We start from the raw sequence: 15,474 nt of genomic DNA on the forward strand, positions 1-15,474 counted from the left end.
AAGGGGAGTATGTCAAACAAGATAATTAAAGCAATTTAACTGGTTCCCCGGCTCTGCCTGAGAACTGATGTCTAAAGGCTCTGCATGGGAACCAAATCTGCTAATTATAGCAGCAATATTGTGATAAAGTAAATGTGGATAACGAGGGTCGAAAACTGTGCCCGAAACAAAAGTTATTTTTTATCAAGATCGAGAAGGCGTGGCTCCAGTTCTGGAATGGCTTAAGATACTCCTGAAGCACGATCGCAAAGGCTATGCCAACTGTGTTGCGCGAATTCAACAACTAGCAAGTACAGGTTACGAGTTACGACGACCTGTGGCAGATTACCTGCGTGACGGCATTTATGAATTACGGGCAAAGCATCTCCGAGTGCAGTATCGCATTTTGTACTTCTTTTCTGGGCAGAATGTAGCAATTTTGGCTTATGCCATCACAAAAGATGAGGATCAAGTGCCTGATACAGAGATTGAGCGGACAATTCAGCAAAAGGCTCAATTTGAAGCCAATCCAGCAGTTCATACCTATGTGGAGGAAACAGAAGATGGCGAAGACGAATGATGCACTGAAGATCCTTCAACAAATGACCTCTGAAGATCCTGAAATGGAGGAAATGATTAAGGAATCCTCTTTCAATGCAGAACTTGCACAACTGATTTATCGTGCTCGGACGCAAGCAGGATTGACCCAACAGCAACTTGCCGATCGCATTGGGACAAAACAGTCGGTGATTGCGGAGCTTGAAGATGCTGAGTATGAGGAACACTCGCTTTTAATGCTGCAAAAAATTGCGCGTGCGCTCAATCAGCGATTGGATGTTCAACTGATCCCGATCGCCCTTGAGGAAAATCGCAGTGAGCAGCGTAGTGCGTAAATGGAGAAATGAGTATACGCGATCGCCTATTATTTACTCGATTCCACTATTTTCGGTTCGATACTAAAGCCAGGTTTTAGCCAGCCAAAAACTTCGCCTAAAGTCAATTGCATCTGGGGCATAAATTCGGGTATCGGAAGTATATCTGTCGGTTCTTGCAATGAAATCGGCTGCTGCCCTGCGGGATAAGCTAAAATGTTTTTTTCATCTGGATCGAGCAACCAACCCATCTGACAACCTGCATTCAAACAGTGCAAAATATTGTTTATAACTTTGGTTTGGCTTTGGCCAGGGGACAAAATTTCTATTGTCCAGTCTGGGTGAGCGTTGAATGTATCGGCAATTTCGCCATCAACGTCTAGGGGAATGCGATTCCACACAAAAATAGCGACATCGGGAACAATAGAACGTCCGCCAAAGGTGCAGCGAAGTTCTGGAAATGCCCAGGCAATCCGCTGAGGTTTGCCTACTGCATTAGCCCTGGTGATGAGTTCTCCCTGAATTGTACTGTGTTTTCCTTGGGTAAGGGGTTTTTGTACGATCGCACCGTTGATGTATTCGCTAGCGGGTTTGGTTTCTGGCAGTTGCAAAAACTCGTCGAGGGTGATAGTTTTTTGAGGAGCTTGTACCATATCGCGATCGCCCTTTTGAATTGTGTTGCGGTAACAGTTCCAGTATATTTCAATTTTTGTCGCTTTTGGTGCAATAATCGAACTCAAAAGATTCTAAACTGTAGCTAGCCCGATCGCCAATTTCCCAAGCCAGCCGTCGAGCGAGTTCCTGGGTAATCGGTAATCGATCATCGGAATTTAACCAATAACCAATAACCAATAACCAATAACCAATAACCAATAACCAATAACAAATAACCAATAACAAATAACTTCTGACCTATGTCAAACAAGATAATCCAAGCAATTAAATCAAGCGGTATATTAGGGGCGATCGCCTTTTTGACTGTTGTGTTATTCGGCGGTTGGAGCGGCACAGTCATCGGATGGCTGATGGGCACGGCAGCGGGCTTCATGAGTTGTCAAGATCAGAAGGTTCAAAACCCAAAAATGGGCGCAACAGTTGGCTGTTTTGCGGGTTTGGGTTTGGGCGTTTGGCTGTTGGTTGCTAGCGTACTAGAAGGGGTTTTAGTTAGACCTTTTTCCGGTCAATCTGCTGTGGCTTTACCGACTACTTTGGTGTACGGGGTTTGCAGTTTGGCGATCGCACTTTTGACAGCTACACTAATGGGTGCATTGCAAGGTTTGCCGCCGCAACGCCAGCGGCAGGCTACTCTGGTAACATTAGCTTTTATTCTAATTCTGTTTCCGTTTATCGATCTTCAGGCTCAAACCGGCTGGATTGCTACGGTAGTACAGATTCAAATCTTTATTATGTTGGCGCTGGGTTTGAATATTACTGTGGGTTTTGCGGGGTTGTTGGATTTGGGATATGCGGCGTTTTTTGCGATCGGCGCTTACACGACGGCTTTGCTATCTTCTGGGCAGTTAAATATTGCTTGGAACTTTTGGGTGGTACTGCCGATCGCCGCCGGTGTAGCTGGCATAGCGGGCGTGATCCTGGGTATTCCCACCCTGCGACTCAAGGGCGATTATTTGGCAATTGTTACCCTCGGTTTTGGCGAAATTATCCCGGTGGTATTTCGGAATTTAACCGACATTCGGATCGAGGAACCAATCTCGAAGATTGTAGCTTTAATTTTGGGCAAGCCGGAATTGGTGCTGTGTCTGGTTGGGTGCGATCGACCTTTTAACCTCACCGGCGGCGAAGCGGGCATCAACCCGATCGCGCGTCCATCTCTCCCCATCATCGGCACTTTCAGCACCGGCAACTACTTTCCCTGGTACTACCTAATTTTACTGCTAGTCGTCTTCGCTTACTTCATGATTTCGCGGCTGCGAGATTCCCGCTTGGGACGGGCCTGGAATGCCATGCGCGAAGATGAATTAGCGGCAAGCGCAATGGGCATTAACCTAGTCAAAACCAAACTTTCGGCTTTTGCGATGGGAGCGACATTTTCGGGGTTTGCAGGCGCATTTTACGCCGCCTATATCAGCGCGGTTTTTCCCAGCGTCTTCGATTTCTCAGTATCGGTGATTATCCTGTGTATGGTAATTTTAGGCGGTTTGGGCAACATGACCGGGGTAATTTTGGGCGCTATCATTATCATGTCTGCCGATCGGCTTTATCTACCCCAACTCGCCCAAGTCCTCAAAGGTTTCCTGAATACTTTTGTACTTCCCAGAATTGCAATTCCCCAGTTAGCCGACTTTCTAGCAACCAGTTTAGACCCGATTCAAATGCGCTTGTTTCTATTCGGTTTAACTTTAGTTGTGATGATGATCGTGCGGCCAGAGGGGCTGATTCCTGATAAAATCCACCAAGCAGAACTGCATTCGGATGGTGAAGCAAGCAATGAGTCTTTAGCCGATGCCAGAAGTCAATAGTAAAGAGGAAAGTTTAGCCATGAACAATGTAACAGGTACTGCTTTTATCGTTGCGGAATTTAGAGCGGAAGAAAATCAAGAAACAATTCCTCTTTACAATGATAATGTAGTAAAAATATGGCTGAATGAAGAAACGAAAAAAATAGCAGACCAAATAGCTCAAAACTCTCCCGCTGCTAAAGAAATGGTGAAGCTGCGGACTAAATACTTTGATGATATTTTATCAAATCAAGTTTTAGGAGGTTGCAAACAAGTAGTTATTTTAGGTTCTGGTTTAGACACTCGCGCTGCGAGAATCAATGGAGAAAGAGTCACTTATTTTGAAATAGACGATCCGGCTACTCTTGAATTAAAGGAAAAAACTCTCAAAGCCAACAAAGTTAGGGCAAATGTTCGCTACATTCCCGGCGATTATGTAAAAGACGGTTTAATATCCTTATTGAAACACAGCGAATTTGACTTCGACATACCGACATATTTTTTGTGGGAAGGTAACACCACCTTGCTTGCCAAAAAAGATGTAATATTTGTCTTAGAACAAATTAGTGACAATGTTCACAATTTCCGATTGTCCTTTGATTATATGTCAGAAAAAGTGATTTTGAGAACGACGGGCTACCAAGATATCAATGATTACATAGATAAATACGAAAGTATGTATGCACCGTGGATTACTGGCTTTGACCAAATTTCCACTTTGGCTGACGAACTCAATCTTAAACTTATTGAGAACTTCTCGACGGCAGATTTGCACGTACAATATCGCCCTCGCCGTTCCCTCGAATCTAATCTTTTTAAGTTCTATTTTGTTTGTACATTAGAGAATATGTCCGAGAATCTCCCAAGTTGATTCACAAGCCGGCGTGAAATCTCACACTTCAATATAAAATATTAGGAAACATAACCAAAATGTCATTATTAGAAGCACAGCAACTTACCATGCGATTCGGCGGTTTGACAGCAGTCAACCAGGTTAGTTTAACCTTGGAAAAAGGCTCGATCGCCAGTTTGATCGGCCCCAACGGTGCGGGTAAAACCACTTTTTTTAATATGCTGACGGGTATCTACAAACCCACTGCCGGTAACTTGCTCCTCGAAAATAAGAATATCACGGGTTTGCCTCCCGATCGCCTGACAAGTTTCGGCATTGCTAGAACTTTTCAAAATATCCGCTTATTTAACAATATGACTGTACTGGATAATGTTTTAGTAGGCAGGCACAGCAGAATGAAAACAGGTTTGTTGGGCGCAATCCTCCGCCCGCCGACTGCGATTATCGAGGAACGGGAAGCTAAAATAAAAGCGCTGAGTATGCTAGATTTTGTCGGTTTGGGCGTGAAGAAAGCGCCGGAGTTGGCAAAAAACCTTTCCTACGGCGATCAGCGCAGATTGGAAATTGCCAGGGCTTTAGCTTCCGATCCGAAAGTGCTGCTTTTGGACGAACCGACGGCGGGGATGAACCCGAATGAAACGGCCGATTTAACTCGCTTTATTTACCGGATTCGCGATGAGTTGGATTTGAGTATTTTGCTGATCGAACACGATATGAAGGTGGTGATGGGAATTAGCGATCGCGTTAGTGTGATGGAGTACGGCACTAAAATTGCTGAGGGAACTCCGGCAGAAGTTCGCGCCGATCCTCGTGTGATTGAGGCATATTTGGGAAAAGAAGATGATGTTCATGGTTAATACAATTAGTCGGTCAACCGCAGATTTAAGGCAGATAAACACTGATTGACGCAGATAATTTTAAGATCGTGAGATGCTCTGGTTTACTATAAAAAAGGTTAATTTTAAATAAATGCAATAAAATTTTATACTTAGTCGGGACGATATAACAAAGGACAAAGCGGAAAGAGCAATTATGCTAGAAATTAAAGACATTCACACCTATTACGGAAATATTCACGCTCTCAAAGGAGTATCGCTAACTGTCTCGCAGGGAGAAGTTGTGACATTAATCGGTAGCAACGGGGCGGGGAAAACTACCACTCTCCGCACGATTCAAGGGCTGCTGCGCCCGCGTAGCGGTACTGTACTGTTTGAGGGAAAGCCTTTGGAGTCGCTGTCTACAGAGGCGATCGTCCGTTTGGGCATTTCTCAAAGCCCGGAAGGACGGCTGATTTTTGGGCGCATGACGGTACAAGAAAACCTGGAAATGGGTGCTTATCTCCGCAATGATACTCTCGGTATCAAGTCTGATATGGAAAAAGTTTTAAATTTATTTCCCCGTTTGCGAGAAAGAATTAGTCAAAAAGGCGGCACTCTTAGCGGGGGTGAACAGCAAATGCTGTCGATCGCCCGCGCTTTGATGTCGCGCCCCCGTTTGTTATTATTGGATGAGCCGAGTATGGGCTTGGCTCCGATGTTGGTGAGTCAAATTTTTGCGATCGTCCGCGATATTAATGCGGACGGAACTACTATTTTACTGGTGGAACAAAACGCCCGCATGGCTTTAAGTGTAGCCCACCGCGGCTATGTGATCCAAACTGGTGAGGTTGTAGTTGCCGGTACTGCTAGCGATTTGCAGTCTAATGAAACTGTTCGGAAAGCGTATTTAGGTGAAAGTTAAATAGCTATTTTGGAATTGGGTAAAGAGTCATTAGTCAGTTGTGATTAGTCATTAGTTAGGAATAATGGGTAATTGGTAATGGGTAATGGATAAAGAGTCATTAGTCATTAGTCATTAGTTAGGGGTAATGGGTAATGGGTAAAGAGTCATTAGTCATTAGTTAGGGGTAATGGGCAATTGGTAATGGAGCATCGGTAATCGGTAATTTTCAATTACTAATTGAGCACGGTTGATTAAACATCCTGGTTAATTACCAATTACCAATGACCAATGACTAATGACCACTGACTAATTCCCCATTTGCGATCGCAACTTCCCCGTTTTTAATTCAGTCTCAAAGGCCATCCGTACCTTTTCCCACTCCGTTTCGGCTTCCAACAGCCGATCGCGCGCCGTCCTCGCATCAAAAACCTGTTCTCCTCCAGACTCAACGGCCAAGCGGCCCATCAACTCCAACTCCTTGCAAACTTCCGAAAAAGACACCGCTCCTAAATTAGCGCTGCTCGACTTCAGCGTGTGAGAAGCCAGCTTCAAACTATCAGCATCGCCGAGAAAAATAGCCTCCTTAATTGTTTCTAACTGCTGCGGTGCGTCTAACAAATATATCTGAATCAACTCCCCCAAAAAATCCGGGTCTTCCTCATCGTCTAACTCGCGGAGACTTTGCAAAACATGAAAATCGATCGGCGAATTTGCTCCCGGTTGAACGATTGAGTGTCCAGCAGCCTCACTGTCAACTGGGTCAGTAATATGTTGATTTTTCAGTTCAGCAACGGCATCCAATTCATCCCGATGCAGGGGTTGGCATTTGCCCAGGGCGATCGCCAACTCTTCCCGGCGCACCGGCTTAGTAATATAATCGTCCATACCCGCTTCCAGACACTTTTCGCGATCGCCCTGCATCGCATTAGCCGTCATCGCAATAATTCTCGGCTTCTTATTGGCTGGCCATTCCGCACAAATGCGGCGCGTCGCTTCCAACCCGTCCATCTCCGGCATCTGCACGTCCATCAGCACAACATCGTAAGATTGCCGCTTCAGCGCCTCCAAAACCTCCAACCCATTAGCAGCAATATCTGCCCGATATCCTATCCTGTCGAGCAAATGCGTAGCTACTTTTTGATTCACCACATTATCCTCCGCCAACAAAATCCGAATTTGAGTAGAATTAGCTGCATCCTGTGCGACAGAATTGCTCGCCACCTGCCTCAAAACCGCAGGTGTCCGCTGCGAGCGATGATGTTCTTGAGAATTTTCAAAATACTTCAATCCCGAAGTCAAAGTCGCCACATTTGAAACTTCTCCCTTGCCACTTCTGCCGGCAACATATCCAAAAACTTGCAGCAACACATTATAAAACTGCGACTGTTTTAGAGGCTTAGTTAAAAAAGCCGAAAAATGTACTTCTGTAGTTTCAAGTTTTTTCCAGACTTCCGCCTTGCTCAAATAAGTAAATAGCACCAAAGGTAGCGGAACTTTGCGAGGACTTGTAACTTTGATGACATTCGGATTTAGCCCCTCGCCGCCAGACAAATTGCTCAGCTCCCATGAACGAATCTTCACAGCCAAAGCCACGCCGTCCATATCTGGTAGATTCATCGCCAAAATAGCCAAATCGATCGCCGAGTTTTCTTTGATGATTTCCAAAGCCTCAGCGCCCGAAGTTACAGCCACGGGTATCATGCCCCAAGCCTCAGCTTGCCGGATCAAAACTTGTCGGTTAATGGCATGATTCTCGGCAATTAACAAACGCTTGCCAACAGTAAATTCCGGCTGTTTTTCCTCAACCGCGCTTTCATTAGCTTCAGCAGTTACCGTGAAATAAAAAATCGAACCGGAACCCGATATCGACGGCGCAGAAAATCCCGCAGGTGGTGTCCCTGCCATACTTTGTCCGATCGCAGAAACAGCAGGTTGAGACTTAGAACTTGCCGGAGAAACCTGACTGACAACCCACATTTTACCACCCATCATATCGCTCAAACGCTGGCTGATAGCCAGTCCCAGACCAGTTCCGCCGTACTGTCGAGTTGTTGAAGCATCCACCTGCGAAAAAGCTTTAAACAGGCGATCGATCCTGTCTGGCGGAATGCCAATTCCGGTATCTTGGACACCAAATTGAATCTCGTATTGTCTGGTACTTGGCAACTGTTCTTGCTTAATTGCTAGCGGTTGCAGAGCTAGAATATTGGTTATTTCCGGCAAAATCTTAGCAGCTACCGGCTCGATTTTTCTAGCGGTACAAGAAACGACAATTTCTCCAGATTCTGTAAATTTAACTGCATTTCCTAGCAGATTTACCAAAATTTGGCGCAGCCTCGTGACATCTCCTAAAATATTTTTTGGAACAGAATCATCAATAAAGTAAGCCAATTCTAAACCTTTTTCCGACGCTCTAGGAGCCAGCAATTCCAGAGATTCTTCTATACAGTTTTGCAGCTCGAAGGGGCTGCGTTCCAAATCCATTTTGCCCGATTCAATCTTGGAAAAGTCTAGAATATCGTTAATAATAGTCAGCAAAGCATCGCCGCTGGTGCGAATTGTCTCCACAAAATCCCGCTGTTCTGTAGTTAGTTCCATATCCAGCAGCAAACCGGTCATCCCGATTACCGCATTCATCGGAGTGCGGATTTCGTGACTCATAGTCGCTAAAAATTCGCTCTTAGCTCTGTTAGCAACTTCCGCCGCTTGTCGCGCGTGCTCCAAAGCTTCGTTTTGCTCTGCTAACTGTTGCTGTCGGTGAACTTCCTTTTCTAAAAGTTGGGCTTGGGCTAAGGTAATTCCGACTTGAGCGGCAACATCTTCTAGGAGTTCAATTTCGTCGGGAGTCCACTGGCGAGTTGCATCGCACTGGTGCAAAGTAATAATGCCATTCGGTTCTCCTTGATAGGAAGTGCGAACTGCCAACATAGATTTTAATCCGATGCGGCGGCACATTGGTACTGAAGATTCGAGCAAAGGATCGGTGAACACATCGGGAGATGCCAGGGCTATATCTTCAGCGAGTAGTTTTTCTGTGTAGGGGTTGTAAGTCACGGAAAGTTCTAAATCTAAAGCCGATTCGTGACCAGGTTCTAAGTATTCTGCGACGCAAGGAAGGTGGGGATAAGGTTGGGAAAGATAAGTGTGAATTGTACAGCGATTTACGCCGAATACGCGGCCGATTTGGGTGGCGGTAGTCTGAAAAATTTCTTGAGTGTCTAAGGTCGATCGCACTTTTTGAGTAATTTGCTTGAGCAGCAAAACGCGCTGGTACTGACGCTGCAAAGTGCGCTCTCGCTCTTCGCGGGCAATTTCCGCGCCGATGTAATTCCCCATCAACTTTAAAATTTCTAAATTCAGCGGTTTTAAAGGAGGTTTAGCGGTGCAGGAAGTAAAGCTCAAAGTGCCAAAAACTCGCCCTTGGACTATGACCCGTGTGCCGACAAAAGCCTCCAACCTGCGCACGGCGTAAGCGGGATGCTGCTTCCACTCAGTAGTGCCGGCGGATTCGATCGAAATAGGTTCGATCGATCGCAAAACCTCTCGCTCGAAGGTTCTGCTTAAAGAAAAACCATCTCCTTTAGCAAATCCGAAGGGAAAATCTTGCGGTACATAAGCCGCGAGCACTTCGTAGCGATCGCCCAAAACCCTGCCCAACAGCCCGATATCCATCCCAAACTGACTGCAACCCATTGCCAGCAACCGGGCCGTTCGCTCATCAAAAGAGCCTGACGAGCCCACCATTACCTCGTAGAGCGATCGAATTGCCCGCTCACTTTCCCGCAGTTCCTCAACCCCTGCGACGCGGTTGCAAACATCGTGCAAAGTTCCTAAAATTCCGACTATTTCACCTTGGGAATTCAGCCTAACTTGGGCAAATATTTCAACAGAAACAAAACCAGAATTACTGTAAATTTCTAATTCATTTTTGCCTGAGTCCGACTTGTATTTAATTTGCAGTTCTCGCCGATAAAATGCCGATTTCCCTGACAGCAAAGACTCCAATAAATTTGCACAATGCGAGCGCTCATCTGGATGCACCCAATCTAAAAAATTAGTTGTCAAACTTTCGGCAACCGAAAAACCCGTAATTTCAGTCCAAGCGCGGTTGAGAAATGTCCAAATCCCCGCCGCATCCATCTGAAAAATTACGGTTGCTTTCAAAGCATCAAATACTTGGAATTGCTCCACGCCATCGCAGTTTTTGAGTTCTAACTGCTGGTTGGGAGTAATATCTGTATGAGTTCCGACTACCCGCAGCGGTTTGCCCGTAGCGCCGCGCAAAACTTGACCTCGGTTCAGCACCCAGACAGTGCTGCCGTCTTTGCATTGCATTCGATATTCTGCTGCAAAATCTGCTGTTTTTTCAGCGAAGTGATCTTCTAAAGCTGCCTTTACTCCGTCAATGTCGTCTCGGTGGATGCGACTCCACCATTCCGATCGGCGATTCGAGATTTCCCCTGCTTTGTAGCCGAGCATTTCTTGCCATCGCGCCGAATAAAAAAACTCATCTGTTTCGAGATTCCAATCCCAAATCCCCTGATTGTTGACGGTAGCGGGGAGATTTGGGGGCTGCGCGACGCTACTGTTGTGAGCAATTTCTGCACCTGGGTGGCGATTGGCTGCCGGAATTTGTATTTCTGTCAAGAGTCTTTTGTACTCCGCGTTGCTAGATTCTAGCTGGCGCTGCAAAGCGATCAAGCCTGAATGCAGAGATTTTGAGTCTAGTGCTTGTAACAGGATAGTTTGAGGATTGACAATCCCGATCGGGTGATTGCTGTCGTTGATGACTAATAGAGGTAACTGGCAGTAGTTTTTTTGCAGCAGGGCGATGGCTGCTTCTAGGGTAGAGTGCGATCGTACCAGGGGTGGCGAACTGCTGCAAATCGCTCCCGCTCTAATTCTGTTCGAGTCTCTGCCCGTGGCTTGCAACTGCACGATGTCCCGCGAACTTACCACGCCAACCAGTTTGTGGAGGTTGGGATTTGTAAATTTGGAATTTGTAGCAGCACCATTCGAGTTTGATTCGGGAGTTTCAGTGATTAATACATAGCTAACATTGTGTCGGAACATCAGTTGCGCCAAATAGCGAACTGAAGCAGTAGCAGGAGCGTGAATAATTCGCGAGGCTGCGATTTGAGGGATTTGGGCGAGTTTAATTAAACTCGCAGGCAGCTCTAATTTCGGATGTAAAATTGGTAGCGGCGGAGGGAAGGCAAAGGGCGCTGCTGGTGACTTTGGGTTGCTAATTTGTGGTTGTGTCGATCCCCCAATTTCCTGCAACAGTTGTACCAAGCTTTGGGAGCTAATTATACCGACAAGTTCTTCAGCGTCGTTGACGACTGGCAAATGCCCAATCAGATGTTTGTCGAGCAGATTTGCTAAGGCAAAAAAGTCGGGAATTTCTGATTCTCGCGCTACGGTTACGGTTCGGATCATGATTTGCTCGATCGCAAATCCCCTCAAAGCAGCGCCTATAGAACTTAGCTGGACGACATCTCGCGCTGTAAAAATCCCCAGCACCGTCTGGGCGCCCGGCTCGGAAGCTTTGGAGCCGTTGAGACTGATCCCGTTGGCGGATGCCTTTACTGCACGCGGTACGCCTTTGTACAAACCCAACTTTTCCCGCGACTGTGGAGAAGTCCCGTTGGTGGGATTTCCGAGTTGAAAATTTCCGCGCGGTTCTACCACGAGGACGTAACTGGCTCCTGTGCTGCTCATCAGCTCGATCGCCTCTTCTACGGGCGTCTCAGGGGTGACGGTGAGGGGATTGCGGTTAATGACCTGACTGAGGGAGGGAATAAACATCAGGGGGCATAAAAGTGATATTTGTTAGAAAAGCTCGATCGGGGCCAGCGGGTTGATTGAGAGGTTTTGCTCGCGAGGTTTCGTCTGCGCGATCAAAGTTTATGCACGATTCACATCACCGTTCCATTAAACTTACCCAAAGCTACCCAAGTCTAGACTTAGCTGGACATAGGTAGCCGGGAGTGTTAACTTCCTGTTTCTTTCGTAGCGACAACATGACTGTTGTCGGGTTTGTCTACTCCGCAGGCTGCCACGGTGGAACTCACCGCCAATTCTGAACGTTCGGGCACACAAATACCTTCAAACCAACGTTCTATATTTCTAGCTGCATTCAAGTCACGGTCTTGTACGTTTCCGCAGTTGGGACATTCAAACACTCGGACTTTTAACGGCATCTTGTGCCGATGATTGCAACAACTTGAACAGATTTGACTGCTCGGGAAAAATCGATCCACAAGCGTCAACTTAGAGCCAAACTTTTGGGTTTTGTATTCGAGTTGACGTTTGAATTCGTACATTCCGCAATCCGCGACTGCACCAGCAAGTTTGTGATTCTTTAAAAATGCCTTGACGTGCAAGTCTTCAATTATGACTTCGCCGTGTTTCTTGGCGAGGTAAGTTGTCAGCTTGTGGATAGCATCTTTTCGGATATTGGACACTTTTAAGTGCAGTTTAGCTAGCTTCGAGACGGCTTTATTCCGGTTCTTGGAACCCTTGACTCGCTTACTGACGCGCCGTTGTAGGCGTTTCATCTTGCGACTCATTCGACGGTAAGCCTTTGGATTGTCAAAGACTTGACCGTTGGAACAGACTGCTAGCGTCTTGATGCCGATGTCAACTCCGATAGTCGGGCGGTCAGGTGCAGGGACGGGTTTTTCTATTTCGCACTTAAACGCAATGAACCATCTGTCTGCTTTACGACTAATTACGCAATTGTGAAAAGCAGTAATTGGTAGTGGTTCGTGCAACCTGACCCAACCTATCTTAGGTAATTTAATCCGCTTGCCGTCGTTATTTATTCCTGGCTTTGCTTTGCTTCCTTGCTCTAGATAGAAGGAGTCGTGCGATACACCCTTCTTCTTGAACCTAGGTTGCTTAGATACCTTTTTGAAACACCTGTCCCAAGCTGTCCTCAATTCGGCTAAAGCTTGCTGAGGGCTTGCCTTGGAAGAGTCGTAGTACCACCGACACAATGGCTTGACTTCTGCCACTAAGCGCTTGTGAAGATCAATGGCAGAAGGGATTTTGACTGTCTTGTCGGTTCCCCTTTCCTCCAAAGCTTGCAGGATTAAAGCGTTACCCCAGTTGTAGGCGTGTCTAGCGACTCCACAATGCTGGCGAAATCTAGACACCTGCCTGTTATTGGGTTTTAGTTCCGTCTTGAAACTGAGTAACATTTACTTTGCTTCGTTTTTGCATTATCCTTATTCTATACGGAATTAATACGGAACGTCAAAATGTCGAGAAAAAAGATTTATAGCGAGCCTAAGCGTAAAATCAATCTGAGTCTGACTGAGACTGCCACTAAGTGGTTAGACGAACAGCGGGTTCAGCTTACCGCCAGCAGTCTTAGTGACGTTATTGAAAGACTCGCTAGAGAGTTACCCAAAAAGTCTATTGATGGGTAACTCTGTCCAAGGATTGCGTTGCAGTTTCCGCCCCAGAGGGCGGACTGTGGGATTGCCGGCAATTCCTTGCCTAGCCTAACTGCTGCGGATTTACGAGCAAGAATTTCTGCGATCGTCTAGACTGCACCCGACTTTCTCGTCTTCAACAAAACTCTCGCTCGGATTCTGTTGGAGGCAAGATACCTACACGCTACCAATTTACCAGCGACAGGAGGAGAATCACAACATAAAGATTTAGGTATTTCAACCGTCTAATTAAGGGTTTGAGGGTTCCAGGGTTCCAGGGTTCCAGGGCAAAACAGGCAGAAAATCAATAATTCCCATCATGACTAATTCTATCTTATCCCAATTCTGACCCCGCCCAAAAACGGGTACAAGCCCCGGACTTCAGTCGCGCTGATCCCAAAATTTTAGACCAAAGTTCAAGCTACCAGATTCATCTGTGAAGTAAATCTCAAATCTAAAAATGGAAAATTTCAAATCTCAAATCGACTGATCCAGAGGATTTTAGATTCAATTCGGGCGATCGAACTTGATGAGAATAGCGCTATTCCCCGCCACCGCAAAAGTCGCATTACCGCCCTTCAGCGTTAAGCTACCAACAACCTCATCCATTGCCTTCACACTGAACTCCCGCACCGTGCCATTACCACCTTTGATCAGAGCAGAAATATCGGCATTAACAGTATAAGATTTTGCTTGGTCGTTCACAGCCAGCAAATAAACATTGTTGCTAGCATCGCGAGTGGCAACTGCCATTAAATTAGCACTGTTAGTGACAGGAAAAAAGGTAGCTTTCGGGCCCTGCAAAGCCCGAATCCCCATCCGCAAAGCATAGTAGCCCGCGCGCCGCTTGCCGCCTGGGCCCAGCAAACCTTCTGGCAGTACCGGCTTTCCCCAGTCGTACAAACTGAATATGTGACTACCGTAAATATAATTATCCCCCGGTTGGGAACCTCGAATCAAATTTTTAATCAAACTTAAAGCTAAAGATAAATCGTTATAGCTAATTTGATAACTTCCCCATTCTCCCACCCAAAGCTGCGAGTTAGCGCGGATACTACCGTTCATCCAGCCGCGCACTTTGCGAGTGTAGTTAGAAATATCTGCGTCGTAATTGTGGACATTGACTGTATCGAAATAATTGGGAATTTCTCGCAAAGCATCAGCAGGCCAATTGCTGCCGCCTACGGTTTTCGGGCCGTGGATGCGGTATGTGCGCGAAGGCAAATAAGTTTTGTAAACAAAGTCGATCGCATCTTTGGCCACTTTCACCAATTCAAAATAATCTGCCCTAGTCCCACCCCAACCCTGTTCCCGGTTATCCGGTTCGTTGTGAATTTCCCAATCATCAACGCCGTAGTCATTGCGAACATTTAGCCAATAAACAGTAGCAAACACGTGTTCCCACCACTCGTTCCAATCTTCTTTAGTTCGGGGCGGATTCAGTTGCAGCGCCCAGGAAGGATTCCAGCTACTGTCAACATTGCGAATGCTGACAACCGGGCGAATATTTGCTTGTTTCAGAGTATTAAAAATAGTCCTCGCATTGCCTTGCCAAAGTGTGTTCGGTTCTCCCGACCACCAATAATCGCTACCCTGGGGCGGATCGGTCATAATCTGATCCCAATGCGCCCAATTAATTATATTGGGATTTGCCTTAATTTGGGAGATTTCCGGCCAGCCGTATTTACCGTCATCGTCTTCGGGTTCCCACCGGGACATCCCGCCGTAAATGCGGTAGGTATTAATTCCTAAATCTTGTAAATCTTTGAGGTCAAAGTTGATGTTGCCCTCGACAGCACCGATGTAGCGAGTGCTGACACCCGCAGGAGTGCCGGAGAATTTGATTGTTTCGATGTTTTGAGCAAAAATGGCGATCGGGCTGCACAACTCAAGGATGAGGGCGATTAAAAAGGCGATCGTAAAATTCCGAATAGTTATCTTTGAGAACACGGGACTAATGACTAATGATTAAATCAAGCCTACAAATATAGCAGGTAATCATGAGTCATGAGTCATTAGTCATGAGTCATGAGTCATGAGTCATGAGTCAAATACATTGAGAAATTTTGCGTAATTCCTGTTAGGAATGAGAATTAAATAACTTACACAAGTTTGTGGGGTGGGCGTCCCGCCCGCCCTTGTGGGAC

Annotated in this window: 10 protein-coding genes; 6 read left to right on the forward strand and 4 right to left on the reverse strand. The window is 46.3% G+C overall.

Translation table 11 applies throughout. From position 1 onward, the window contains the following. Positions 1-157 precede the first annotated feature (157 nt). Positions 158-559, forward strand: a complete 402-nt coding sequence (locus K4039_RS28050) for a type II toxin-antitoxin system RelE/ParE family toxin (protein WP_265239785.1) — start codon at positions 158-160, stop codon at positions 557-559. Further along, entirely contained in the window at positions 543-872 is a 330-nt protein-coding gene (locus K4039_RS28055; RefSeq protein ID WP_265239786.1) for a helix-turn-helix domain-containing protein, read from the forward strand. Before K4039_RS28050 ends, K4039_RS28055 begins: the two co-directional genes overlap by 17 nt. Positions 873-901: 29 nt before the next feature. Here K4039_RS28055 and K4039_RS28060 read toward each other — a convergent pair whose 3' ends face one another. Next, on the reverse strand, positions 902-1,504 hold the full coding sequence (locus K4039_RS28060) for a Uma2 family endonuclease (RefSeq protein WP_265239796.1): 603 nt from the start codon (positions 1,502-1,504) through the stop codon (positions 902-904). A gap of 261 nt (positions 1,505-1,765) precedes the next feature. On the opposite strand from K4039_RS28060, the gene K4039_RS28065 reads away from it, so the two are divergent. The 4 genes from K4039_RS28065 to K4039_RS28080 all read left to right on the forward strand — a co-directional run bounded on the left by K4039_RS28065 (position 1,766) and on the right by K4039_RS28080 (position 5,903). Beyond that, entirely contained in the window at positions 1,766-3,331 is a 1,566-nt protein-coding gene (locus K4039_RS28065; protein ID WP_265239787.1) for a branched-chain amino acid ABC transporter permease, read from the forward strand. Positions 3,332-3,350: 19 nt separating this feature from the next. Then, positions 3,351-4,181 (forward strand): class I SAM-dependent methyltransferase, encoded by an 831-nt coding sequence (locus tag K4039_RS28070; protein WP_265239788.1) that lies wholly within the window; start codon positions 3,351-3,353, stop codon positions 4,179-4,181. 59 nt (positions 4,182-4,240) lie between these two features. Further along, positions 4,241-5,020: an ABC transporter ATP-binding protein gene (locus tag K4039_RS28075; RefSeq protein WP_265239789.1), complete on the forward strand. Its 780-nt coding sequence runs from the start codon at positions 4,241-4,243 to the stop codon at positions 5,018-5,020. A 175-nt stretch (positions 5,021-5,195) separates the two neighbouring features. After that, entirely contained in the window at positions 5,196-5,903 is a 708-nt protein-coding gene (locus K4039_RS28080; RefSeq protein WP_265239790.1) for an ABC transporter ATP-binding protein, read from the forward strand. Positions 5,904-6,191: 288 nt separating this feature from the next. Here K4039_RS28080 and K4039_RS28085 read toward each other — a convergent pair whose 3' ends face one another. From K4039_RS28085 to K4039_RS28095, 3 genes are all read right to left on the reverse strand, one after another. Further along, complete coding sequence (locus K4039_RS28085; protein ID WP_265239791.1) at positions 6,192-11,693, reverse strand: response regulator; 5,502 nt, start codon at positions 11,691-11,693, stop codon at positions 6,192-6,194. A gap of 185 nt (positions 11,694-11,878) precedes the next feature. Next, positions 11,879-13,090 carry a transposase gene (locus K4039_RS28090; protein ID WP_265239792.1) on the reverse strand — a complete coding sequence of 404 codons (1,212 nt, stop codon included), beginning with the start codon at positions 13,088-13,090 and terminating at the stop codon, positions 11,879-11,881. A 744-nt stretch (positions 13,091-13,834) separates the two neighbouring features. Next, a complete protein-coding gene (locus K4039_RS28095) occupies positions 13,835-15,277 on the reverse strand; it encodes a hypothetical protein (protein ID WP_265239794.1) in 1,443 nt (480 codons plus the stop codon). Positions 15,278-15,474: the final 197 nt, after the last annotated feature.

The organism is Lyngbya sp. CCAP 1446/10 (genome assembly GCF_026130175.1).
GTDB lineage: Bacteria > Cyanobacteriota > Cyanobacteriia > Cyanobacteriales > Microcoleaceae > Microcoleus.